The sequence below is a fragment of the Loktanella salsilacus genome (genome assembly GCF_024206795.1).
Classification (GTDB): domain Bacteria; phylum Pseudomonadota; class Alphaproteobacteria; order Rhodobacterales; family Rhodobacteraceae; genus Loktanella; species Loktanella salsilacus.
In genome coordinates this window covers 2,695,292-2,718,000 of record NZ_CP072994.1, presented here as the reverse complement: position 1 = coordinate 2,718,000, position 22,709 = coordinate 2,695,292, and the positions used below count along the sequence as shown (strand labels likewise).

Genomic DNA, 22,709 nt, shown 5'->3' with positions numbered 1-22,709 from the left:
AAAAAAGCCGGGGCGCATCGCTGCGCCCCGGCCCCTGTCACACCTAGATTAGTTCCAGGACGCGACGAGTTCGTCGTAACCGATGGTCATCGGCTCTTCGTCTTCATTGGCCAGCTTGGGCTTGGGCGCGCCCGGCTGGTCCAGCCAGTACTGCGCGTCCTGCACGTCGTTCATCACCGGACCCAGGTCGCCCTGGATGCCGGAACGCTCGATGCGCTCCATGACGCTTTCCATATCAGCACACAACTGATCCAGCGCTTCTTGCGATGTTTTCGCACCGGACATTGCGTCGCCGATGTTCTGCCACCACAGCTGCGCCAGCTTAGGATAGTCAGGCACGTTGGTGCCGGTTGGCGACCACTGTGTCCGCGCTGGCGAACGGTAGAATTCGACCAGACCGCCAAGCTTGTCAGCCCGCTCTGTGAAGTGCTCAGAGTTGACGGTGGACTCGCGGATAAAGGTCAGACCCACATCGGATTTCTTCACGTCGACAGTCATCGATGTGACGAACTGCGCATAAAGCCATGCGGCCTGTGCGCGGTCCACCGGGGTGGATTCCATCAGCGTCCAGGACCCAACGTCCTGATAGCCAACCTTCATGCCCTCTTCCCAATACGCGCCGTGCGGGCTGGGGGCCATGCGCCACTTGGGCGTGCCGTCTTCGTTCATCACGGGCAGATCAGGCGTTACAGTTGCCGCGGTGAACGCGGTGTACCAGAACATCTGCTGCGCGATGTTGCCCTGACCAGGGATCGGGCCTGCCTCGGAAAAGGTCATACCCATGGCAGATGGCGGCGAGTACTTTTGCAGCCAGTTGATCGCCTTATCCACGGCATAGACCGCAGCAGGAGAGTTGGTCGCACCGCCGCGGGTGGTGCAAGCGCCAGTCGGCTGAGAGTTCTCGTTGACGCGGATACCCCATTCGTCGACCGGAAGGCCGTTGGGCTCACCCTTGTCTCCCATTCCAGCCATGGACATCCACGCGTCAGTGTAACGCCAGCCCAGGCTTGGGTCTTTCTTACCGTAGTCCATGTTGCCAAAGACTTCGCCCTCGACACCCATACGCGACAGATCGCGGCCGGTGAAGAATTCAGCGATGTCCTCGTAGGCGGACCAGTTCACCGGAACGCCCAGATCGTAGCCGTAGGTTTCTTTGAAGTCGGCCTTGTTCTGTTCGTCGTTGAACCAATCGTACCGGAACCAGTACAAGTTCGCGAACTGCTGGGTCGGCAGCTGGTACAGCTTGCCATCCGGTGCGGTCGTGAACTCTGTTCCGATAAAGTCTTCAAGGTTCAGGGTAGGGGACGTGACGTCCTTGCCCTCGTTTGCCATCCAGTCGGTCAGGTTGCGGACCTGCTGATAGCGCCAGTGCGTGCCGATCAGATCGGAGTCGTTGACGTAGGCGTCATAGATGTTCTCGCCCGACTGCATTTGCGTTTGCAGCTTTTCGACAACGTCGCCTTCGCCGATCAGGTCGTGGGTGACCTTGATGCCGGTGATCGCGGTGAACGCGGGGGCCAGCACTTGGGCTTCGTATTCATGCGTCGTGATCGTTTCGGACACGACGTTGATTTCCATACCCTGATAGGGCTGGGCCGCGTCGACGAACCACTGCATTTCTGCTTCTTGATCCGCGCGGGACAGCGTGGACACATCGCCGATTTCCGCATCCAAGAACGATGTGGCAGCTGCCATATCGGCCCAGGCCGGTTGGGTCATGGCAAGTGCCAGCCCCAGCGCGGTGGAAGATTTCAGAAGAACGTTCATTATAGGTTTCCTCCCTTTAGGTTGAACGTAAACGATCCGGTGCGGTGGTCTGCGCCGGGTTTTGACATGGCCTAGACCCAGCGGAAGACCGCAGCGGCATAGACCAGACAGACGATCAGCGCGTAGGGCTGCGGGCCAAAACCCGCACCCAGCCACGCCAGATTGATAAAAGCGGAGCCCAGCAGCGTGATGAACAAACGATCACCGCGTGTGGTTTCGATCCGCAGGACGCCCTTGCGGGGCACCTCTGGAAACTTGATCGCCAGCGTGGTGAAGGTCACCAAAAGCGCGGCGATGATCAAGAAGAATGACGCAGTCGGCCACGTCCATGCCATCCAGTCAAGCATTGTAAGCTCCTTTCAGGGTCCGCATCACACCCGCCCCAGGGCAAAGCCCTTAGCGATGTAGTTGCGCACGAAATAGATCACCAAAGCGCCCGGCACGATGGTCAGCACACCGGCCGCAGCCAGCACGCCCCAGTCGACACCTGCCGCGCCCACGGTACGGGTCATGGTGGCGGCGATGGGCTTGGCGTTTACCGATGTCAGGGTCCGCGACAGCAGCAATTCGACCCATGAGAACATGAAGCAAAAGAACGCCGCGACACCGATGCCGCTGGCGATCAGCGGGGTGAAGATTTTGACGAAGAACGCCGGGAAGGAATAGCCGTCGATATATGCCGTCTCGTCGATTTCCTTAGGCACGCCGCGCATGAAACCTTCCAAGATCCAGACGGCGAGGGGCACGTTGAACAAGCAGTGGGCCAATGCCACGGCGATATGCGTGTCAAACAACCCGATGCTGGAATACAGCTGAAAGAACGGCAGGGCGAAGACAGCGGGCGGTGCCATGCGGTTGGTCAGCAACCAAAAGAACAGGTGCTTATCGCCCATAAAGGTATAGCGGCTGAACGCATAAGCCGCCGGCAGCGCCACGGCGAGGCTGATCGCCGTGTTCATCAGCACATAGGTCAGCGAATTGACGTAGCCCATGTACCAGCTGGGGTCGGTCAGGATCGTCGCGTAGTTTTCCAGCGTAAAGTTACGTGGCCACAAGCTGAAGGCGCCAAGGATTTCAGAGTTGGTCTTCAGGCTCATGTTCAGCAGCCAATAGATCGGCAGCATCAGGAACAGCAGGTACAGACCCATCACGATGGCCCCGCCCGACGGGCGCAGGTTGCGCTTAATCTTGCGCGATGGCTGGATCGTCATGGCAGGGGCGTCGCTTGCGACATTTGGCATTGCGGTATCGGTCATTTACTTACCATCCCGTTTATCAAGGGTCGTCATGACCGTGTAGAACACCCAAGAAATCGCCATGATCACAAGGAAATACATCAGGCTGAACGCCGCTGCGGGACCAAGGTCGAACTGTCCCAGCGCCATCTTTACAAGGTCGATCGACAAGAATGTCGTCGCATTGCCCGGACCGCCGCCTGTGACGACAAAGGGCTCTGTGTAGATCATAAAGCTGTCCATAAAGCGCAGCAGGATCGCGATCATCAGCACGCCTGCCATCTTTGGCAGCTCGATATAGCGGAACACGGCCCAGCGGCTGGCTTGGTCGATCTTGGCCGCTTGGTAGTAGGCGTCAGGGATCGAACGCAGGCCGGCATAGGCCAGCAAGGCCACCAGCGACGTCCAGTGCCAGACGTCCATGACGATGACCGTGATCCAAGCGTCTAGAATGTTCTGGGTGTAGTTATAATCGATGCCCAGCGCGTCCAGCGTATAGCCCAGCAGGCCGATATCGACGCGGCCAAAGATCTGCCAGATCGTGCCGACCACGTTCCATGGGATCAGCAAGGGCAGGGACATCACGACAAGGCAAAACGACGACCAAAAACCCTTTTTCGGCATGTTCAGGGCGACGAAAATGCCCAGCGGCACCTCGATCGCCAGAATGATCGCCGAAAACATCAGCTGACGGCCCAGCGCGTTCCACATCCGATCCGAATGCAGCATGTCATCGAACCAATCCAGGCCCGCCCAGAAGAACTGGTTGTTCCCAAAGGTGTCCTGCACGGAATAGTTCACGACGGTCATCAGCGGGATGACGGCGGAAAATGCGACAAGGATTAGGACCGGCAGGACCAGAAACCACGCCTTTTGATTGACGGTTTTGTTCATGCGGCGGCCCCCTGCGGTGTAATACGCCAGTCGTCGGCGTAGACGTTGATCCCGCCGGGCGCAAAGGTGATACGGTTGGTGTCAGCGGCGATATTTTCGCCCTCAGCGGCGACAGCGCTGATTTCCTTGCCGCCAACGTCAAGGCGCACGATTTTATGGCGACCCACGTCTTCAATCCGGCGGATGGTGGCGGGGATGCCGTCGCTGCCCGATGACAGGCGGATGAATTCAGGCCGCACGCCAAGCTGCGTTTTGCCCGTCGCGGCGTAGGATCCGTCCAGCTGCACGGTGGCATCGCCGACGCGGGCGACGTTGCCGTCGATCTGCGCGTCGAAAAGGTTCATGCCGGGCGAGCCGATGAAATAGCCGACGAAGGTATGCGCTGGACGCTCGAACAATTCCTGCGGCGTACCGATCTGCACAACGCGGCCATCATACATGACGACAACTTTGTCGGCAAAGGTCAGCGCCTCTGTCTGGTCGTGGGTCACATAGATCATCGTGTGACCGAAATCGTGATGCAGCTTTTTCAGCTGGGTGCGCAGTTCCCACTTCATATGGGGGTCGATGACCGTCAGCGGCTCGTCAAACAGCAGCGCGTTCACGTCCTCGCGCACCATGCCGCGGCCAAGGGAAATCTTTTGCTTGGCGTCAGCAGTCAGACCGCGCGCCTTGTGATCCAGCTGCGCTTCCATGTCGATCATGGCAGCGACCTTCTGGACGCGGCGCTTAATCTCTGCCGTGTCCATTTTGCGGTTCTTCAACGGGAAGGCCAGATTTTCGCGCACGGACATCGTGTCGTAGACCACGGGAAACTGGAACACCTGCGCGATATTACGATCGGCGGTGGGGGCGGTGGTGACGTCTTTGCCGTCGAACAGAACGCGGCCCTGTGACGGAATCAGCAGGCCGGAAATGATGTTCAGCAGCGTGGACTTGCCGCAACCGGACGATCCCAGCAGGGCGTAGGCTTCGCCGTCGACCCAGTCGTGGTTCAATTCCTTCAGCGCGAAATCGGATTCCTGCTGCGGGTTAGGCAGATAGGAATGCGCCAGATTGTCGAGAGTGATCTTGGCCATGCTACGCGGCCTCCGCATAGGGGGCAGTCGCGGCAAGGGTGCCGTCCTGCGCAAACAGATAAATCCGCGAGGGGTCCAGATAGACCTGCAACGCCTGACCCGGTTTCAGGTCGCGCACGCCGTGGATCAGGCCAACCCAGCGGGCATCGCCGTGGGTCAGGTGAACAAAGGTCTCTGATCCCGTAATCTCGACCACGCTCAGCGTCGTATCAAAGGCCATCGCGCCAGCACTGGGTTCTAGCGTCAGGTGGTTCGGACGGAAGCCGACGGTATAGTGCCCATCGACCACGTCTGCGGTGGTGGGCATTGTTTCGCCCGCGCCAAAGTGCATCAGATTGCCGCGCTTTTCGACCTTCAGAAAGTTCATCGGCGGGTCAGAGAACACGCGCGCCGTCGTCGCATCGCCGGGCTTGCGGTACACCTCTGCCGTCGGGCCGAATTGCGTGACGCGGCCTTCCCACAAGGTGGCGCAGTTGCCGCCTAGCAGCAGGGCCTCTTCCGGCTCTGTTGTGGCGTAGACAAAGATTGAGCCAGATTCCGCAAAGATACGCGGAATTTCGGCGCGCAGTTCTTCGCGCAGTTTGTAGTCAAGGTTTGCCAGCGGCTCGTCCAGCAAAACAAGGCCAGCGTTCTTGACCAGCGCCCGCGCCAGCGCGCAACGCTGCTGCTGGCCGCCGGACAATTCCAGCGGTTTGCGCTGCAACATTGGCGTCAGCTGCATCAGTTCAGCCGTTTCGCGCACGCGGCGATCGATTTCGGCCTTATCCAGACCCATCAGCTTCATCGGCGACGCGATGTTGTCGTAGACCGTCATGGCCGGGTAGTTGATGAACTGTTGGTAAACCATCGCGATCTTGCGGTCCTGCACGCGCTGTCCGGTGACATCGTCGCCATTCCAGAAAATACGGCCCTTCGTCGGCGCATCAAGACCCGCCATCAGGCGCATCAACGTTGTTTTGCCGGACGATGTTGGCCCCAAAAGCACGTTCATCGTGCCCTTTTGCAAGGTCAGCGTTGTGGGGTGGATAAACGTCTGCGCCCCCACGACATAGCTGACGTCTTTAAACTCTAGGGTCATGCGATGTCCTTTTTCTTTGCGCGCGCCGCGGCCATGTAGACGTCCAATGCGGCGGCGTCGGTCTGGCGCAGGCCCAGCTTGCTGCGGCGCCACAGGACGTCCTCGGCTGTGCAGGCGAATTCATGTTCCATCAGCCAGTCGACCTCTGTCGCGGTCAGGGTGCCGCCGAAGTCTTGGCCCAGATGTGCGAGGGTCGTGGCACCGTTCAGCATCTGCTTTGCATCTGTACCATAAGCGCGGATCAAACGTTTCGCCCAGCGTTCATCCAAGAATGGATACTTCGCCATCAGATCGGTGATCAGCTTAGCCACATTGCCAACAGGGAAATCACCGCCGGGCATCGCCACGCCAGCGGTCCAAGGGCCGCGCTTGACCTCTAGCCGCTGGCCGATTTTGTCCAGCGCGCTTTCGGCCAGCCGGCGATAGGTCGTGATTTTGCCGCCAAAGATGTTCAGGGCAGGGGCACCGGCGCTGTCATCCAGCTTTAGCGTATAATCCCGCGTGGCCGCCGTGGCAGAGCTTGCGCCGTCGTCATACAGCGGGCGCACGCCGGAATAGGTCCAGACGACGTCGTCCGTGCTGATCGGCTCTTTCAGATAACCATTCACAAAGTCGATCATGTACTGCTGCTCTTCCGGTGTGCAGACCGGTTTGACCGACGCGTCGGGGTGTTCCTGATCGGTGGTGCCAATCAGGGTAAAGTCGGTTTCATACGGGATCGCAAACATGATGCGCCCGTCAGTGCCTTGAAAGAAATAGCATTTGTCGTGGTCAAACAGGCGGCGCGTCACGATGTGGCTGCCGCGCACAAGACGCACGCCATCTTGGCTGTTGGACCGGATCTGCTGGCGCAGAATGTCACCAACCCAAGGGCCGCCAGCGTTCACGACCATACGGGCGCGAATGGTGCGGGTCGCTTGGGTGTCCATATCCTGCAGCGTCACGGTCCAAATGCCGTCCGTTGCATCGGCAGACACGACCTTTGTGCGGGTCAGAACCGTGGCCCCGCGCAGCGCGGCGTCGCGGGCGTTCAAGGCGACAAGGCGCGAATCCTCGATCCAGCAATCGCTGTATTCATAGGCCTTGCGGAACTTGTCATTCAGCGGCGCGCCCTCTGGTCCGCTGGTCAGGTCAACTGTGCTGGTCGACGGCAAAATCTGGCGGCCACCCAAGGTGTCGTACATGAAAAGGCCAAGACGGATCAGCCAAGCGGGGCGACGCCCCTTCATCCACGGCATCACAAAGGACAGCAGCTTGGACGTCGGTGTGTCGCCTTCAAACCGCATATCGGCGTGGTAGGGCAGCACAAAGCGCATCGGCCAACTGATATGCGGCATAGCCCGCAGCAGCGTTTCACGCTCGATCAGCGCCTCACGGACAAGGCGGAATTCGAAATATTCCAGATAGCGTAAACCGCCATGGAACAGCTTGGTCGAGGCAGAAGATGTGGCCGACGCCAAATCATTCATCTCGGCGAGAGTCACGGTCAGGCCCCGCCCAACAGCATCGCGCGCAATGCCGCAGCCGTTAATGCCGCCGCCAATGACCAAAAGGTCACAGACTTTGTTGTCAGCGATCATGTTGGATCCTCCCAAACCCTAAGGTTAATGTTACAAATCTTTCCTTAAAAGAAAAGAACTAGTTTCGTAAATGTTCGTTTTAGTATTTTTGCGCCGGATTTCCCGGTGAAAACGCAAAAATGCTTGTGATGTGATGACCTTGGCGTGATACCTGACAGTCAAACAAATTGTACTGGGACAATGTAGGCCCAGCACGCAGGCCGAATCCGCAGCCGCGGTGCCGGCAAAAGGGTGGGTTTGACACGATGTCACAGACAATACGCTTTCCAGAGATTCTTGATATCGCGCGCCGCGATGGCAAAGTGACCGTTGAACATCTGGCAGAGCATCTGGGCGTCACCTTGCAAACCATCCGCCGCGATTTGTCTGAACTGGCGGACGCGGGCAAACTAGAGCGTGTGCACGGCGGCGCTGTGCTGCCATCCGGCACCGTCAATATCGCCTATGAAGAACGCCGCCGCCTGAACGCGGACAATAAAACCGCCATGGCCAAGGCCTGTGCTGCGATGATCCCGCAAGACTGCGCGATTTTCCTGAACATCGGCACCAGCACAGAGGCGGTCGCGACAGAGCTGCTGCACCATCGCAATCTGATGGTCGTGACCAACAACATGAACGTCGCCAACATCCTGACCCGCAATCCCGATTGCGAGGTGATCGTCACGGGCGGATCGCTGCGCCAGTCCGATGGCGGGCTGACAGGCGATATTACCACCTCGACCATACGGCAGTTTAAGTTCGACATTGGTGTGATCGGGTGTTCGGCCATTGATACCGACGGCGACATTCTGGACTTTGACCTGCAAGAGGTCGGCGTCAGCCAGAACATCCTGCGTCAGTCCCGCCGCACCATGCTGATTTCGGATCATACGAAGTTCAAGCGCAAGGCCCCGGCGCGGATCGAATCCCTGTCTGCCATTGATGTTTTCTTTACAGACGCGCCGGTCGCCCCATCTTTGGCGAAACGCTGTGCGCAGTGGGACACGCAGATCAGTGTCAGCCGCGCCTGACCTGCTAGAAAGCATGCCATGCCTTACGCCCTCGACCTGATCCTGCCGTCCGCGTCTGCGTTCGGCAGCTGGACCTACTGGCTGCTGGTGCTGATCGCGCTGCTAGAGGGGTTTGTGCTGACCGGTGTCCTTGTGCCCGGCACGGTCATTATCGTCGCGGCAGGCATGTTGGCGCAGCGCGGGGTGATTGATTTTGCGACCTTGGTCTGGTGCGTCGCGCTCGGGTCTTTTGTCGGGCATCAGATCAGCTATGTCCTTGGCCGCTTTGCAGCCACTGCGCTGCGGGAACGGCATGGATTTTCGGCGTCGCGCTACGGGGGCAGGGCGAGCGGTGTGCTGCGCCGCCACGGTCCGGCCGCCATGCTGCGTGCGCGGTTTATGGGGCCAGTGGCGGGGTTTGTGCCTTTCGCGGGCGGCGCGGCGGGCCTGCGCGCGCGGCGGTTCACGGGGTGGAACGCGCTTGGCGCGCTGCCCTATGCGCTGATCGTCCCAGCGCTGGGGTACGGGTTTGGCGCGTTGATCGGCACCCTGACAGCCACCGCGCCGCGCATCGCCGTTTTCGCGGTAATCGTGACTGCGACCTTGATCGTGTTGGGGGTCATTCTGCGCCGGTTGCGCCTTGCCCTTCCTGCCTTGCGATCTGTCGCCGTGTCATTGGTGCGCGCTGTGCAAAACCTGCCGCGTGTCCGCGCGTTTCTGGCCCGCCACCCGCAGACCTTTGCCCAAATCCAAGCGCTGATCGCGGCGCGGTTTGGCACTGATCAGTTCCTTGGACTGACTGCGACGGTGCTGGGGGTGCTGCTGGTTTATGTCGGCTTTGCTTATGCAGATTCAGTTTTTGATTTTCTGGGCGACCAAAGCACCGTGTCGGCGGATACGCGCATCGCTAATCTGCTGTATGCGATGCGCGATGACCGGCTGATTGTTGTGCTGGGCTGGATCACCGATCTGGGCGGGCGGCATGGGCTGCTCCCCTTGTTGGCGGGGGGCGACCTTGGCGCTGTTGGCGCTGCGCCGCTATGACCTGCTGGGCGGGCTTTGGATCGCTGCGGTGGGCAATCAGTTGACCGTGACCTTGCTCAAAAGCTTTTTTGATCGGCCCCGGTCCGATCTTGGCTATTTCGTCGAAACCTCTGGCAGTTTTCCTAGCGGTCATGCGGCGGGGGGCGGTCGCGGTCTGGGCGATGCTATTCTATCTGGCGTGGCGGCTGCGTCTGCTGCCGCTGAATATCGCGGCTTTGGCCGCCGTACTGACCGCCTTTGCGATCGGGGTTAGCCGGGTTTACCTGGTCGAGCATTACCTGTCGGATGTGTTGAACGGCTATCTGGTTGGCGCGCTGTGGCTGATCCTTGGGATCGCGTTTTGCGAATGGCGCAGGCCGATGCCCCGCGCCAGCGCTGGCCCCTTGCGTAAGGGCGCTGCGGCGGTTTGCTTTGCAGTCTCGGCGCTGGTCGCGGTTTATGCCGCAACAGCCATGTCGAACCCGCTGAACCAGATCGCAGACCGCACAACGCAGGTGATGGATGATCCGGCCGGATTGGCCTCCACCGATCTGCCACAGATGACAGAGCTTTTGTCCGGCGCACCGCGCCAAGCGTTGAACCTGATCATTGTCGCCCCTGACATCGCGGCGATCACGCAGGCGCTGGGCCCCGATTGGCAGGCCGCCCCGCGCCCAAGTGTGCCCGTTCTGGCCGCTGCCGTTTTCGACGATTGGACCGGGCGGGCGCTGCCTGATCCGCTGGTCATTCCAACGTTTTGGGACAATCGCCCCTCTACGATGGGTTATACCCAGCCCGCCCCGGTGGATGATCTGCGCCTGCATCTGCGCATCTGGGATAGTCTATATCGCACGCCGGATAGCGAGGTGATTTACGCCGCGACGATCACCCAGGAACACCCGCTGGATTGGGCCGATGCAGAGGACGCGATCGCCCCGCCGGGGCCCGATGTCCCCGCAAGCCTGGACGCCGTGATCGCCGCACTGAATGCGGCCGGGCTCCGCGGCTTGCGCCCTTAAAGGCGCGCGGCAACCCAACCCAGGCCTTCGCACGCACGGGTTGTATTGATCTGTCGCAATCTGCGGCCATGTGGCGGGCAGTTACCCGCTGATGCCGTCAGGTCAGGACTTGCATCTTGCGGTTTTGCTGGTTTGACTAAAGGATCAATTGTCGACCCCAAAATAATAAGATCGACCCTAAGGGAGTATACCTATGAACATGAAAACCTTGCTTGCCACATCGGCCATCGCACTCAGCTTGTCGTTCCAAGCTCAGGCTGCATCTGTGCCGGATGGCGTCACGCTTGCGGCCGAGCAGAGCTATACCTTCTGGTTGCTGGACGCGATCAAATCGATGGACCCGCAGATCAACACCGACGTCGAAGGTTCTGACGTGCTGCGCAACCTGTTTGAAGGTTTGTACAACGAAGACAGCGACGGCGCATTGGTGCCGGGCGTCGCCATCGACCACACTGTGTCTGACGATGGCCTGACCTATACCTTCAACCTGCGTGACACCGCGAAGTGGTCGAACGGAGAGGCCGTCACCGCCAACGATTTCGTCTATGCATGGCGCCGCTTGGCTGATCCGGCGACCGCGTCGGAATACGCATGGTACATGGAACTGATGCAGGTCGAAAACGCCTCAGCCGTTGTGGCGGGCGACATGCCGACAGACGCGCTGGGCGTCACAGCGATCAACGACCACACGCTAGAGGTTAAGATCACCACGCCGCTGCCATACTTCCCGCAGATGATGGTTCACGCCTCGACCTTCCCGGTGCCGCAGGCCGTGATCGAAGCCAATGGCGACAACTGGACCCAGCCCGGCACGCTGGTCGGCAACGGTGCCTACACGCTGACAGAACACACGCTGGGCGAGCGCGTCGTCATGGAAGCCAACGACACCTATTGGGATGCCAGCAACACCGTCATGAAGACGCTGACCGCGCTGACCATCAACGACCAGAACCAAGCGCTGACCCGCTACTTGGCAGGCGAGCTTGACCGCGTCGATATCCCCGCTGGTCAGTACCCGCGTCTGGCGGAAGAGTATCCAGATCAAGCGACATCGACCCCTTATAACTGTTCCTACATCTACATGCTGAACGTCGGCGAAAAGGGTCCAGAGGCGCTGAAGGACGTGCGCGTGCGTCAGGCCATGGCCTTTGCCATCGACCGTGACATCATCGTCGATCGCATCCTGCAGGGCGGCCAAAAGGGCGCTTACAACTGGACCCATTGGGCCGTCGCCGATTTCGAGCGTCCGCACTCTGAATGGGCCGACGACATGGACCAAGCGCAGCGCATCGAAAAGGCCAAGGAACTGATGGCCGAAGCTGGTTACAGCACCGACAACCCGCTGGAACTGCGCCTGCAGTACAACACGTCCGACGATCACAAAAAGATCGCGATTGCAGCGTCCCAGATGCTCAAGGCGATTGGCGTGAACATAGTGCTGGATAACTACGAGTGGAAAATCCACACAGACCGTATGCAGAGCCAAGACTTTGACATGGCGCGTTATGCATGGTGCGGCGACTATAACGAAGCGTCCACCCTTGACCTGATGACGTCCTATTCGGGGCACAACAACGGTCAGTGGTTCAACGACCAGTACGATCAGATCATGGCAGATTCCAAAACCGCTGCTGATCCGCAGCCGCTGTATCAGCAGGCCGAAACCCTGCTGACCGACGAAATGCCGATCATCCCGATCTATCACTATGCAAACGTCGACATGATCGCAGCAGACATCAAAGGTCTGCCGCAGAACAACGTCAACAACACATGGTACGGCAAGGACATCTACCGCGTCGCAGAGTAATCGCGGCCGCGTGCGTCATTGACGCCGTGACACTTGGACTGGGCCGCTATAAGGCGGCCCAGTCTTTTTAATTCCAGACGATTTCATTCCCTAAACCCGGACGCCCCCCAGCTGTGTTCTCATATATCCTCAAGCGCCTTGCGATCGCGGTGCCAACTTTGCTGTTGCTGATCGTGATCTCTTTTCTGCTGATGCACTCCGCCCCCGGCGGCCCCTTCACGGCAGAACGTGAATTGCCGCCGCAGGTGCTGGCGAACCTGAATGCGAAATACGGTCTGGATCAGCCTTTGTGGCGCCAGATCACCAGCTATGTCTGGGGCATCGTCGCGCATTTCGATTTCGGTCCCAGTTTTGTCTACAAGGACCGCACGGTGAACCAGATCATCGCGCAGGGCTTTCCGATTACGCTGACCTATGGCCTGCTGTCCTTTGCGCTGGCCGTGATCGTCGGTGTGTCGCTTGGGGTTGCTGCCGCGATCCGCCACAACACGTTGCTGGATTACATTGCCGTGGGTCTGTCCATCGGTGCGCAGGTGCTGCCGAACTTCGTCATGGCGCCCATCTTGGTCCTGATCTTTACCCTGTGGCTGGGCTGGTTGCCCGGCGGTGGCTGGCAAGGGCCGGAATACTGGATCCTTCCCGTGATCGCTTTGTCGACGTCCTTTATGGCGTCCATTGCGCGGATCACGCGCTCGTCCATGCTCGAAGTGCTCACGTCCAACCACATTCGCACCGCCCGCGCCAAAGGCCTGCCAGAACGCCGGGTGATCCTGCGCCATGCGCTCAAGCCCGCGATGCTGCCGGTGATTTCCTACCTTGGGCCAGCTTTCGTTGCGATGATCACCGGCTCTGTTGTCGTGGACATCTACTTTTCCACCGGCGGCATCGGCAAAGCCTTTGTCGATAGCGCGCTGAACCGCGACTATGCGGTGATGATGGGCGTGACGATCCTGATGGGCGCGCTGACGATCCTGTTCAACCTTGTCGTGGACATCCTGTACGGATGGATCGACCCGAAAATCCGGTATTGATGATGGTCGCTACAACCGAAAACAACCCCGCCACCGAAGGCATGGCCGCCCGTGGCCGGTCCCCTTGGGCCGACGCCCGCCGCCGGTTCCTGCGCAACAAAGCGGCGATGTTCGGCCTGATCATCCTGCTGTTCGTCGCCGCTTTCGCGATCTTTGGCGGGCTCTTCTCGCAATGGTCGAACGAAGAGCTGGACTATAACGTCATGGGGCAGGTCGAACAGCTGGGCGGCCCGTCCTTTGCCAATGGCCACTACTTTGGCACCGACGATCTGGGCCGCGACCTGTTTGCCCGCACCGTGCAGGGCACGCAAATCTCGCTCGCCGTGGGCGTTGTCGGCGCGATCATCGCGATGGTCGTTGGCACGCTTTATGGTGCGACCGCTGGCTATGTCGGCGGGCGCGTGGACGGCATCATGATGCGCACCGTCGATATCCTGATGGCCGTGCCGTATATGTTCGTGCTGATCCTGATGCTGGTCATGTATGGCCGGTCCATCACGATCCTTTTCGTCGGCGTCGGCCTGATTTCTTGGATGGATATGTCCCGCATCGTGCGCGGCCAGACCCTATCGCTGAAGGGCCGCGAATACGTCGAGGCCGCCCGCGCCACTGGCGTATCTGCCCCGATTATCATCCTGCGCCATATCGTGCCGAACCTGCTGGGTGTGATCGCGGTCTATGCCACGCTGCTGGTGCCGCTGATGATCCTGACGGAAAGCTTCATCTCTTTCCTTGGTCTTGGCGTGCAGGAACCGATGACGTCCCTTGGCGCGCTGATCTCCGAAGGTGCCGGCACCATCGCCTATGGCACCACATGGCAGCTGGGCTTTCCACTGCTGTTCTTCTGCCTGACTTTGTTCGGCTTTTTCTTCGTAGGCGATGGCCTGCGTGATGCCCTCGACCCCAAGGATCGCTGATATGGCGCTTTTGCAGATCAAAGACCTGTCGGTCACATTCGACAGCCAAGACGGCCCGGTCCACGCGGTCAACAACCTGTCCCTGTCCATCGACAAGGGGCAGACGCTTGGCATCGTGGGGGAATCCGGGTCCGGCAAATCCCAGACTGCCTTTTCCATCATGGGTCTGCTGGCCGGGAACGGGCGCACATCGGGGTCGATTAAATTCGACGGTCAGGAAATCCTTGGCGCATCGCCAAAGGTGCTGAACACCCTGCGCGCCAAACGGATCGCGATGATCTTTCAGGACCCAATGACGTCTCTGAACCCCTACATGAAAATCGCCGACCAGATGGCAGAGGTGCTGACCCTGCATCAAGGCATGTCCAAGCGTGACGCCGTGGCGGAATGTGTCCGCATGCTGGACGCCGTGAAAATCCCGGCGGCAAAAGAACGCATTCGCCTGTATCCGCACGAGTTTTCCGGCGGCATGCGCCAGCGCGTGATGATCGCGATGTCGCTTTTGTGCCGTCCCGACCTGCTGATCGCGGACGAGCCGACGACCGCGCTGGACGTGACGGTGCAGGCGCAGATCATGGATCTGCTGAATGATCTGCAGCGCGAATTCGGCATGGCCACGGTCCTGATCACCCACGATTTAGGCGTGGTCGCAGGCTTTTGCGAAAAGGTGCTGGTGATGTACGGCGGCCGCGTGATGGAATCCGCACCAACCGATCCGCTATTTGCGCAGCCAACCCATCCCTATACCCGCGGCCTGCTGGGTGCCGTGCCGCGCGTCGACGACGAAGATGCCAGCATGACCGCCATTCCCGGGAACCCGCCAAACATGGCATCCCCGCCCTCGGGTTGCCCCTTCCGTCCGCGCTGCAACTACGCTGGCGAGGATTGCTATGTCATGCCGCCCCTTGCCGATTTCGCACCCGGCCGCGCCCGCGCCTGCCACCGCCCCGTTGAAAAGGTGATCGCATGACCGCCCTTGTCTCTGTCCGCGACCTGAACGTCACGTTCCCCATCACCCGCCCCGGTGACATGCCCTGGACCGCGCCGCGCCTGCTGCGCGCCGTGAACGGCGTCAGCTTCGATCTAGAGCCGGGCCAGACCCTTGGCGTCGTGGGCGAGTCCGGCTGCGGTAAATCCACCATGGCGCGTGGCCTGATCCAGATGGTGCCTGCCACGGGCCAAGTGATCTGGGAGGGGAAGACCGACCTTTTGTCGTTGTCGCCGCGTCAGATGAAACCGCACCGCGCCGACATTCAGATGGTGTTCCAGGACCCGCTGGCATCCTTGAACCCGCGCATGACCGTCGGCCAGATCATCGCCGAACCCCTGCGCACGCACCGCCCGTCCATGTCCGCCAAAGACCGCCGCGCCAGTGTCGCCCAGATGATGGAACGGGTCGGTCTGCTGCCGCAGATGATCAACCGCTACCCGCACGAGTTTTCGGGCGGTCAGTGCCAGCGCATCGGCATCGCCCGCGCGCTGATCGTTGGGCCAAAGCTGTTGATCTGCGACGAACCTGTGTCCGCCCTTGATGTGTCGATCCAAGCGCAGGTTGTCGATCTGCTCAAAGAACTGCAGCGCGATCTGGGGCTTGCGATGATCTTCATCGCCCACGACCTCAGCGTGGTGAAAAACATCTCTCATGACGTCATGGTGTTGTATCTGGGCCGCGTCATGGAAAAGGCCCCGCGCCGCGAACTTTACGCAACCCCCCTGCACCCCTACACGCAGGCGCTGCTGTCCGCCGTGCCCGTGCCCGACCCGGTGATCGAGCGGGCCAAGAAGATCATCGCGCTGGATGGCGACATGCCGTCCCCGATGTCGCCGCCATCGGGCTGTGTGTTCCGCACCCGCTGCGCCCGCGCGATGCCGGATTGCGCGACCATCGTGCCCCAGCCAGAGGGGGGCGATCACCGCGTGGCCTGTCTGCACCCCGGCCCGGTGCGGGACGCCGAACTGGTCTAAGGCGGGTTTAGCCAAGTCAAAGGGGCGGATCGTGCAAGCGATCCGCCCCTTTGCCATGCGCGCCGCATCTGTTGTGGAAGTTTTACAAAAGCGCAGTCAAGCCGTCATGAAGTGATCCTTAATATGCGATGCCTCAATTAAGGATATCGGACATATGTCACTCAAATTGGTCAGCCTGACCTCTGCGCTCGCGATTGCCGCCTCTGCCGCTGCGGCGGAACAGAACTTTAACCGCATCGCCAGCTTTGCAACCGCGACCAACAACGCGGACGCCAGCGCGGAATCCTCGGCCGAGATCATCAGCGCATCCGGTGACGGCATGACGCTGGCCTATTCCGACAGCCCGCTGGGCGTCGTCGGCTTTATCGACATCACCGATCCCGCAGCCCCCGCCGCGCTGGGCAATATCGACGTCGGCGGCGAGCCGACCGCCGTGTCCCTTTCGGGCACCACCGCGCTGGTCGCCGTGAACACATCGCCGTCCTTTACATCGCCGTCCGGCATGCTGAAGGCGTATAATATCGCCGATAAATCCGAACTGGTGTCCTGCGATCTGGGCGGTCAGCCTGACAGCACTGCCGTGGCCCCCGATGGCAGCTTTATCGCGGTCGCGATTGAAAACGAGCGGGACGAAGACCTTGGCGATGGCCGCGTCGGTCAAATGCCCGCTGGCTTTGTCGTGACCCTGCCGCTGGTGGACGGGTTGCCCGACTGCGCTGGCATGACGACCATAGACGTGACCGGCTTGGCTGACATCGCGCCCGAGGATCCAGAGCCAGAGTTCGTCGATATCAACGCCGCAGGCGAGATCGTCGTCACGATGCAGGAAAACAACCACATCGTCATCATCAAGGATGGCGCGGTCACGGCTGACTTCTCGGCCGGGTCTGTCGACCTGGACGGCATCGACGCCACGGACGAAAAGGCCGCGCTGACCTTTACCAAAAGCCAACCGGCCCGCCTGCGCGAACCTGACGGCGTGCAGTGGATCGACGACACCCACTTTGCCATCGCGAACGAGGGCGACATGGACGGCGGCGCGCGCGGCTGGACGATTATGTCCAAGGACGGCACGCAGGTTTACGAGTCCGGCGCAGACTTTGAACATGCCGTCGTGCAGACCGGCCATTACCCCGACCGCCGCTCTGACGCCAAAGGCGTAGAGCCTGAGGGGATGGAATTTGCCACCTTCGACGGCACGCCTTACGTCTTTCTACTGGCGGAACGTGCCTCTGTCGTTGGCGTTTATGACGTGACTGACCCCGCAGCGCCCAAGCTGCAGCAGATCCTGCCCTCTGGCATCGCGCCAGAAGGGGCCATTGCGATCCCGTCCCGCAGCCTGTTCATCACCGCGAACGAGGCGGACTTGATCGAAGACGGCGGCGCGCGCAGCCATGTCATGATCTATGAATATCAGGACGCCCCCGCCGCCTATCCGCAGCTGACCTCTGCCGGTGCGGATAGCCTGATTGGCTGGGGCGCGATTTCCGGCATGGTCGCTGGGAAAGGCTCCACCATCTACGCCGTGAACGACAGCTTTTACAGCTATCAGCCCACGATCTTTACTATCGATGCGGGGCAGACTCCGGCGCAGATCACTGCAGCGTTGCCCGTGACCCGCGGCGGCATGCCCGCGCAAAAGCTGGATATGGAAGGCATCACGCTGGACGGGCAGGGCGGTTTCTGGGTCGCGTCCGAAGGGCGCACCGACCGTATGACGCCGCACGGCATCTATCACGTGGAGGCGGACGGCAACATCGACCGCGAAATCAGCCTGCCTGCTGAACTGCTGGCTGTCGAAGACCGCTTTGGCTTTGAGGGGATCACCCTGATCGGCGACACCCTGTGGATGGCCGTGCAGCGCGAATGGGGTGATGACGCCAAGGGCCACGTCAAGCTGGTCGCCTATAACCTTGATACCGAAGACTGGGGCGCTGTGTCCTATCCGCTGGACGCCGCAGGCGCGGGTTGGGTCGGCCTGTCAGAAATCACTGCGCATGGTGATTACGTCTACGTCGTGGAGCGCGACAACCAGATCGGCAGCGCCGCGACCCTAAAAAAGGTCTACCGCATTCCCGCCGCCGATATGGTCGCCGCCCCCCTTGGCAGCGATCTGCCAGTCGTGACCAAAGAAGAGGTCCGCGACCTGATCCCCGACCTGAAAGCCAATGGCGGCTATGTCGTGGACAAGGTCGAAGGGTTGGCGATCATGGCGGATGGCACGGCTTGGGCCAGCACCGATAACGACGGTGTCGATGACAGCTCTGGCGAGACGTTCTTCTGGTCGCTGGGGCAGTTCTGATCGCCTGACCCGACACCGGTAGCAACGAAAATGGCCGGCCCCGGATTTCCGGGGCCGGCCATTGTTTTGTGTAATACCTGCAGCTTAGCGCAGATAATGCACCGCTGGTTTGCGGAACAGCAGCAGCGCAGGCAGCACCGCCAGCACTGCCCCCAGCAAGGCGACCAGTACGACAAGGCGCAGCTCCTCCCATCCCAGCCGGGTGGTCAGGGTCAGGCCGGTTTCGCTGGCAAACAGCGCGGTGATGGCGCGGGCCGTCAGTGTGCCGCCGGCAAGACCCAGCGCCGCGCCGCCCGCGATCAGCCCCATGACGTAGACCCACATGACGGCGAAAACATAGCCCCGCGTCGCCCCCAGCGCCCGCAATAGCGCAAGCCGCGCGCTGTAAAGCTGCATCAGGGCGACGACGCCCGATAGGATCGCGGCGATCACCAGCGCCTGCGTCGCCGTTGTCAGCGCTGACATGATGCGGCGCACATCGCCCATGTAGGCGTAGATCTCGCTCAGTGCTTCTGCCGGGAAAAAGGCGGTTGTGGCGTCCGTTTGCCAGCGCGTGCGCAAGCCGTAGGCATCGACCAGTTTTTCAGTGTCCAGCACGACCGCGGGCACGGGTCCCAGCGCATCGCCGGGTTCCAGAACGCCCGGCACGCCCGGATCACCCGCCAGCAGGGCGTGGGTGGACCAGCTATATTCAATCGGGACCAGCACAGCAGAATCCCACGCGGTGCCGGTCCTTGGCATCCGGCCCACAACGCGCAGGCCGCCGTGACTGTCTGCGTCGTCATCATCGTGCGCGTCGTCATGGCCCGCGAAATCGCCGTCGCCGTGGGCGGAATGGATCGTCTGCCCAATCTCGAACGGCAGGCTGGCCCCGATGATCGCTTCTTCCTCGCGCGCCCATATCACGCCGTCGATGACACCGTCGCCGGCCAGATGGCGCAGCATGTCGGTGGTGGTGCCGACGATGGGAAACCCTTCGGCGTTGTCGCCAAAGGCGATGGGGGCAGCAAAGGCGGGAACGGGGTCGGCAAGGATGTCTGCTAGCGTTTCCGCCGGGATCAGTTCCACGGCAGAGGGGCGCAGGTAGACGACGTTGAACAAGATCTCTGTCCGGCTGCCGGGGGCCGCGACGATCAAATCAAAGGGATCAGAGGCGCGGGCCGATCCGGTCCGTAGCCCGCGTTCCTGTGCGATGATTGCTACGCCAAGCGCGATCGAAATCGCGATCAACAGCAGGAACAGCGCCGAGGTCACGCGCGTGCGCCGCCACAGGGCCAACACGATAGGAAAGGGGTTCATTTGGTCACCTTTTCGGTCAATTGGCCGCGATCAAGGTGCACAACGCGGTCAGCGGCGGCGATCATCGCTGGGTCGTGGCTGACGGCCATCACGAACCGACCCGCGTCATGGGCAAGGCCCCGCAATCGGTCGATCACGACAGCGCCAGATGCGGCATCAAGCGAGGCTGTCGGCTCGTCCGCCAGAATGATCAGCGGATCAAACAACAGCGCGCGGGCAAAGGCTGTGCGCTGGCGTTCGCCGCGGGACAGATCGGATAGGCGGCGGCGGGCGGGCACGCCAAATTCGTGCAGCAAAGCGGTGGCGCGGTCTATCAGCGATCCGGCGCGGAACCGGCCAAACCACGCGGGCACCAGCACGTTATCCAGCGGCGACAGCTCTTCAATCAGTTGAAAGTCCTGAAACACCAGCCCGACATGATCGCGCCGCCAGCGGTCGCGTGCTGTCTCGCTCAGCTCGCTCAGGTCAGTATCGCCCCAATGGACATGGCCCCGGTCCGCCGCCTGCAAGCCGCAAATCGCCTGCATCAAGGTGGTTTTGCCAGAGCCGGAAGAGCCGGTCAGCACGATAAACGCACCGGGTTCTGCCGCGAAATGCGCGATATCCAGCACATCAAAACGGCTGCGGGCGGCGTCCTGAAAGGATACGCCAAGGTCGGTGATGGTCAGCATCAGGCGCGCGCAAACCGGGCGTTCGTCAGGCGGACCCGGCTGACAAAACCCAGATCGGGGTCGGTGTAGGTGCCAAGCGCCAATGTGCCCGTGGCGATGATCGGCACGTTGAACGGGATCGGCGTAATCGTGCGGCGGGCGTAGATGGCCACGATGTCGTCGGGCCACTCGGCCTCTGTCTCGCAAAAGGGGCAGGTGGCAAGGGGGCGTTTGGTCAGGACAAAGAACTGCGTTTCAGCCTTGAGCGGCGGGGCCATGAAACCGCTGACATCGATGCTTTGCCCGTCCAGCCCTAGCGCCAGATCGGAAAAGCTTTGATCCTTGTTATACAAATCGCGCAGGCGGATTTCATCGCCCGCCCGTGCGGCGCGTGGGGCGAACAGGGTGCAGGCAGCAGCGGACAGGAACAGGCGGCGGTCCATGGGGTGATCCTTTGGCTAGAAACGAAAACAGCGGGGCCGCGCAATGATGCGCAGCCCCGCCAAGGGTCAATTCGCGCGCGGTTACTCGGCGGTGACTGCCTTGTGCATCACGTGAAAGATCACGTTCTGCTCTAGCGTGCCGTCGAACAGGTGGGCGTAGGGGCCTTTTGCATAGACCGCGACGTCCTCGCCCGAGTGCGTTTCGGACGACATCGGGATCAGCGCCTGCTGCAGATAGTCAGGGTCGATCGCCTCTTCTTGCGTCAGGTCAGGGCGCGCGCCAGAGAAGTCGTTGCCGTTCTCGACCAGCACAGAACCTGCGCCGTTCAGGTAGCCGATGACGGTATAAGGCTTGCCGTCGGCGGCCAGCAGCGGCTCTCCGTTGTTCATCTCGCCGGTGTCGGCGACGCCCATGCACAGGCCCAGAATGTCGGACCCGCGACCGCAATAGCCGTTGAACGCGATGGCGTGTTCGTGGTCGGCGGTGACGATGATCAGGGTATCTTCGTCATTGGTCAGCGCGTCGGCCATGGCGACCGCTTCGGCAAAGGCGACGCCGTCGGTCAGGGTGCGATAGGCGTTGCCGTCGTGGTTGGCGTGGTCAACGCGGCCCGCTTCGATTTCCAGATAGTAGCCGTTTTCGTTCGTCGACAGATAGTTAATCGCGGCCTTGGTCATCTCGGCCAGCGACGGCTCGCCGGAACGGTCAGCTTCGTACTGCATGTGGCTGTCCTCAAACAGGCCCAGCACGGGTGCGGTGCCGGACAGATCCAGCGCGGCAAAGCTTTCGTCATCGGATGCGAACTGCACGCCGCCCGCGGTCGCCGTTTCGATCAGGTTCAAACCATCAGCGCGGCTGCCCTTCAGGCCGCCCATTTCCACGTCGGCGGGAAGGAAGAACCGGCCGCCGCCGCCCATGGCAAAGTCGATGGTGCCCGCCTGCATGGCGTTCATCAGCTGCTGGGCGATATCGACCTGAGAATCGCAATCCTCTGGCACGCTGTCTTCCCAGTCGCGGCTGGCGGTCTTGGCGTATACGGCGGCGGGGGTGGCGTGGGTGATGCGGGCGGTGGACACGACGCCGACCGACTTGTCCATGCCGCTTACGATCTCGGAAAACGTCGTCAGCTCGTTACCAGCAACGGTCGAGCAATCGTCGATCAGCGCATCGCCGCCAAGGTTGATCATGTTAAAGCGCTGCTTCACGCCGGTATTCATCGCGCCAGCGGTTGGGGCAGAATCGGGCGTCTGGGCGTTGATGTTATAGGTCTTGATCAGCGCGTTGTAGAATTCAGGTGTCTCATAGGGCAGGACGTTTTCTTCGCCCAGCATGCCCTTTTGCTGGCCGTCGAACAGGCGCAGCGCATAGTTTGTGCCGACACCGTTGCCGTCGGCGACCAGAACGATGACGTTCTTGGCGCGGTTCAAGTTGGGCTGACGCGCCATCAGCGCCTCGACCGCGGCTTGGCCGTCGGTGAACCACGGGCTGGACGCCTGCGGCAGGTCCATCGCGTGGGATTCGGCAAAAGCAGCGGTCGACAGGGCGATAAGCGAAGCCCCGGTCAGCGCGATTTTAGTGCGGTGCAGCATGTGTTTTCCTTCAGAAATGCAGCCGCTGGTATCGCGGCCAT

Annotated in this window: 21 protein-coding genes; 10 read left to right on the top strand and 11 right to left on the bottom strand. The window is 61.0% G+C overall.

The features are described 5' to 3' along the window. Positions 1 to 48: 48 nt before the first annotated feature. From KBW81_RS13110 to glpD, 7 genes are all read right to left on the bottom strand, one after another. On the bottom strand, positions 49 to 1,767 hold the full coding sequence (locus KBW81_RS13110) for an ABC transporter substrate-binding protein (protein ID WP_090185904.1): 1,719 nt from the start codon (positions 1,765 to 1,767) through the stop codon (positions 49 to 51). Between the two features lie 71 nt (positions 1,768 to 1,838). After that, positions 1,839 to 2,114 carry a DUF2160 domain-containing protein gene (locus KBW81_RS13105; RefSeq protein ID WP_090185907.1) on the bottom strand — a complete coding sequence of 92 codons (276 nt, stop codon included), beginning with the start codon at positions 2,112 to 2,114 and terminating at the stop codon, positions 1,839 to 1,841. A 24-nt stretch (positions 2,115 to 2,138) separates the two neighbouring features. Beyond that, positions 2,139 to 2,978: a carbohydrate ABC transporter permease gene (locus KBW81_RS13100; RefSeq protein WP_090186021.1), complete on the bottom strand. Its 840-nt coding sequence runs from the start codon at positions 2,976 to 2,978 to the stop codon at positions 2,139 to 2,141. A 45-nt stretch (positions 2,979 to 3,023) separates the two neighbouring features. Continuing rightward, positions 3,024 to 3,896: a carbohydrate ABC transporter permease gene (locus KBW81_RS13095; protein WP_090185910.1), complete on the bottom strand. Its 873-nt coding sequence runs from the start codon at positions 3,894 to 3,896 to the stop codon at positions 3,024 to 3,026. Next, positions 3,893 to 4,975, bottom strand: a complete 1,083-nt coding sequence (locus tag KBW81_RS13090) for an ABC transporter ATP-binding protein (protein WP_090185913.1) — start codon at positions 4,973 to 4,975, stop codon at positions 3,893 to 3,895. The genes KBW81_RS13095 and KBW81_RS13090 overlap by 4 nt, the downstream gene beginning before the upstream one ends. A 1-nt stretch (position 4,976) precedes the next feature. Further along, positions 4,977 to 6,053, bottom strand: coding sequence for an ABC transporter ATP-binding protein (locus tag KBW81_RS13085; RefSeq protein ID WP_254247472.1), 1,077 nt, complete (start codon positions 6,051 to 6,053; stop codon positions 4,977 to 4,979). Then, positions 6,050 to 7,633 carry a glycerol-3-phosphate dehydrogenase gene (gene glpD, locus KBW81_RS13080; RefSeq protein WP_254247471.1) on the bottom strand — a complete coding sequence of 528 codons (1,584 nt, stop codon included), beginning with the start codon at positions 7,631 to 7,633 and terminating at the stop codon, positions 6,050 to 6,052. The genes KBW81_RS13085 and glpD overlap by 4 nt, the downstream gene beginning before the upstream one ends. A gap of 245 nt (positions 7,634 to 7,878) precedes the next feature. Here glpD and KBW81_RS13075 point away from each other — a divergent pair, with 245 nt between their 5' ends. The 10 genes from KBW81_RS13075 to KBW81_RS13030 all read left to right on the top strand — a co-directional run bounded on the left by KBW81_RS13075 (position 7,879) and on the right by KBW81_RS13030 (position 18,686). Next, a complete protein-coding gene (locus tag KBW81_RS13075; protein WP_254247470.1) occupies positions 7,879 to 8,643 on the top strand; it encodes a DeoR/GlpR family DNA-binding transcription regulator in 765 nt (254 codons plus the stop codon). An 18-nt stretch (positions 8,644 to 8,661) separates the two neighbouring features. Beyond that, positions 8,662 to 9,666: a DedA family protein gene (locus tag KBW81_RS13070; protein WP_254247469.1), complete on the top strand. Its 1,005-nt coding sequence runs from the start codon at positions 8,662 to 8,664 to the stop codon at positions 9,664 to 9,666. Continuing rightward, positions 9,638 to 9,919 (top strand): phosphatase PAP2 family protein, encoded by a 282-nt coding sequence (locus tag KBW81_RS13065; RefSeq protein WP_254247468.1) that lies wholly within the window; start codon positions 9,638 to 9,640, stop codon positions 9,917 to 9,919. The genes KBW81_RS13070 and KBW81_RS13065 overlap by 29 nt, the downstream gene beginning before the upstream one ends. After that, positions 9,828 to 10,664 (top strand): LssY C-terminal domain-containing protein, encoded by an 837-nt coding sequence (locus KBW81_RS13060; protein ID WP_254247467.1) that lies wholly within the window; start codon positions 9,828 to 9,830, stop codon positions 10,662 to 10,664. The genes KBW81_RS13065 and KBW81_RS13060 overlap by 92 nt, the downstream gene beginning before the upstream one ends. A gap of 193 nt (positions 10,665 to 10,857) precedes the next feature. Beyond that, positions 10,858 to 12,471, top strand: a complete 1,614-nt coding sequence (locus tag KBW81_RS13055) for a peptide ABC transporter substrate-binding protein (RefSeq protein ID WP_254247466.1) — start codon at positions 10,858 to 10,860, stop codon at positions 12,469 to 12,471. Between the two features lie 113 nt (positions 12,472 to 12,584). Then, positions 12,585 to 13,502, top strand: a complete 918-nt coding sequence (gene oppB / locus KBW81_RS13050) for an oligopeptide ABC transporter permease OppB (RefSeq protein ID WP_090185928.1) — start codon at positions 12,585 to 12,587, stop codon at positions 13,500 to 13,502. Between the two features lie 2 nt (positions 13,503 to 13,504). Then, positions 13,505 to 14,419, top strand: a complete 915-nt coding sequence (locus KBW81_RS13045; RefSeq protein ID WP_090186024.1) for an ABC transporter permease subunit — start codon at positions 13,505 to 13,507, stop codon at positions 14,417 to 14,419. A 1-nt stretch (position 14,420) separates the two neighbouring features. After that, on the top strand, positions 14,421 to 15,389 hold the full coding sequence (locus tag KBW81_RS13040; RefSeq protein WP_302059225.1) for an oligopeptide/dipeptide ABC transporter ATP-binding protein: 969 nt from the start codon (positions 14,421 to 14,423) through the stop codon (positions 15,387 to 15,389). Next, complete coding sequence (locus KBW81_RS13035; protein ID WP_302059224.1) at positions 15,386 to 16,384, top strand: oligopeptide/dipeptide ABC transporter ATP-binding protein; 999 nt, start codon at positions 15,386 to 15,388, stop codon at positions 16,382 to 16,384. Before KBW81_RS13040 ends, KBW81_RS13035 begins: the two co-directional genes overlap by 4 nt. A 154-nt stretch (positions 16,385 to 16,538) precedes the next feature. Further along, positions 16,539 to 18,686 (top strand): esterase-like activity of phytase family protein, encoded by a 2,148-nt coding sequence (locus KBW81_RS13030; protein ID WP_254247464.1) that lies wholly within the window; start codon positions 16,539 to 16,541, stop codon positions 18,684 to 18,686. An 84-nt stretch (positions 18,687 to 18,770) separates the two neighbouring features. Here KBW81_RS13030 and KBW81_RS13025 read toward each other — a convergent pair whose 3' ends face one another. The 4 genes from KBW81_RS13025 to KBW81_RS13010 form a co-directional block, all read right to left on the bottom strand. Then, a complete protein-coding gene (locus KBW81_RS13025) occupies positions 18,771 to 19,985 on the bottom strand; it encodes an FtsX-like permease family protein (protein WP_254247463.1) in 1,215 nt (404 codons plus the stop codon). Continuing rightward, positions 19,982 to 20,656, bottom strand: coding sequence for an ABC transporter ATP-binding protein (locus KBW81_RS13020; RefSeq protein WP_254247462.1), 675 nt, complete (start codon positions 20,654 to 20,656; stop codon positions 19,982 to 19,984). The genes KBW81_RS13025 and KBW81_RS13020 overlap by 4 nt, the downstream gene beginning before the upstream one ends. Beyond that, complete coding sequence (locus KBW81_RS13015; protein WP_254247461.1) at positions 20,656 to 21,078, bottom strand: hypothetical protein; 423 nt, start codon at positions 21,076 to 21,078, stop codon at positions 20,656 to 20,658. Before KBW81_RS13015 ends, KBW81_RS13020 begins: the two co-directional genes overlap by 1 nt. Positions 21,079 to 21,159: 81 nt before the next feature. Continuing rightward, on the bottom strand, positions 21,160 to 22,668 hold the full coding sequence (locus KBW81_RS13010) for an alkaline phosphatase (protein ID WP_254247460.1): 1,509 nt from the start codon (positions 22,666 to 22,668) through the stop codon (positions 21,160 to 21,162). Positions 22,669 to 22,709: the final 41 nt, after the last annotated feature.

Bases quoted from the DNA above. Each gene is read 5' to 3' on its own strand.
- KBW81_RS13105 (WP_090185907.1), bottom strand. From the start codon at position 2,114: ATGCTTGACTGGATGGCATGGACGTGGCCGACTGCGTCATTCTTCTTG.
- KBW81_RS13025 (WP_254247463.1), bottom strand. From the start codon at position 19,985: ATGAACCCCTTTCCTATCGTGTTGGCCCTGTGGCGGCGCACGCGCGTG.
- KBW81_RS13030 (WP_254247464.1), top strand. From the start codon at position 16,539: ATGTCACTCAAATTGGTCAGCCTGACCTCTGCGCTCGCGATTGCCGCC.
- KBW81_RS13095 (WP_090185910.1), bottom strand. From the start codon at position 3,896: ATGAACAAAACCGTCAATCAAAAGGCGTGGTTTCTGGTCCTGCCGGTC.
- KBW81_RS13020 (WP_254247462.1), bottom strand. From the start codon at position 20,656: ATGCTGACCATCACCGACCTTGGCGTATCCTTTCAGGACGCCGCCCGC.
- KBW81_RS13110 (WP_090185904.1), bottom strand. From the start codon at position 1,767: ATGAACGTTCTTCTGAAATCTTCCACCGCGCTGGGGCTGGCACTTGCC.
- KBW81_RS13015 (WP_254247461.1), bottom strand. From the start codon at position 21,078: ATGGACCGCCGCCTGTTCCTGTCCGCTGCTGCCTGCACCCTGTTCGCC.
- KBW81_RS13040 (WP_302059225.1), top strand. From the start codon at position 14,421: ATGGCGCTTTTGCAGATCAAAGACCTGTCGGTCACATTCGACAGCCAA.
- glpD (WP_254247471.1), bottom strand. From the start codon at position 7,633: ATGATCGCTGACAACAAAGTCTGTGACCTTTTGGTCATTGGCGGCGGC.
- KBW81_RS13090 (WP_090185913.1), bottom strand. From the start codon at position 4,975: ATGGCCAAGATCACTCTCGACAATCTGGCGCATTCCTATCTGCCTAAC.
- KBW81_RS13045 (WP_090186024.1), top strand. From the start codon at position 13,505: ATGGTCGCTACAACCGAAAACAACCCCGCCACCGAAGGCATGGCCGCC.
- KBW81_RS13060 (WP_254247467.1), top strand. From the start codon at position 9,828: ATGCTATTCTATCTGGCGTGGCGGCTGCGTCTGCTGCCGCTGAATATC.
- KBW81_RS13010 (WP_254247460.1), bottom strand. From the start codon at position 22,668: ATGCTGCACCGCACTAAAATCGCGCTGACCGGGGCTTCGCTTATCGCC.
- KBW81_RS13075 (WP_254247470.1), top strand. From the start codon at position 7,879: ATGTCACAGACAATACGCTTTCCAGAGATTCTTGATATCGCGCGCCGC.
- KBW81_RS13100 (WP_090186021.1), bottom strand. From the start codon at position 2,978: ATGACGATCCAGCCATCGCGCAAGATTAAGCGCAACCTGCGCCCGTCG.
- KBW81_RS13035 (WP_302059224.1), top strand. From the start codon at position 15,386: ATGACCGCCCTTGTCTCTGTCCGCGACCTGAACGTCACGTTCCCCATC.
- KBW81_RS13055 (WP_254247466.1), top strand. From the start codon at position 10,858: ATGAACATGAAAACCTTGCTTGCCACATCGGCCATCGCACTCAGCTTG.
- KBW81_RS13085 (WP_254247472.1), bottom strand. From the start codon at position 6,053: ATGACCCTAGAGTTTAAAGACGTCAGCTATGTCGTGGGGGCGCAGACG.
- KBW81_RS13070 (WP_254247469.1), top strand. From the start codon at position 8,662: ATGCCTTACGCCCTCGACCTGATCCTGCCGTCCGCGTCTGCGTTCGGC.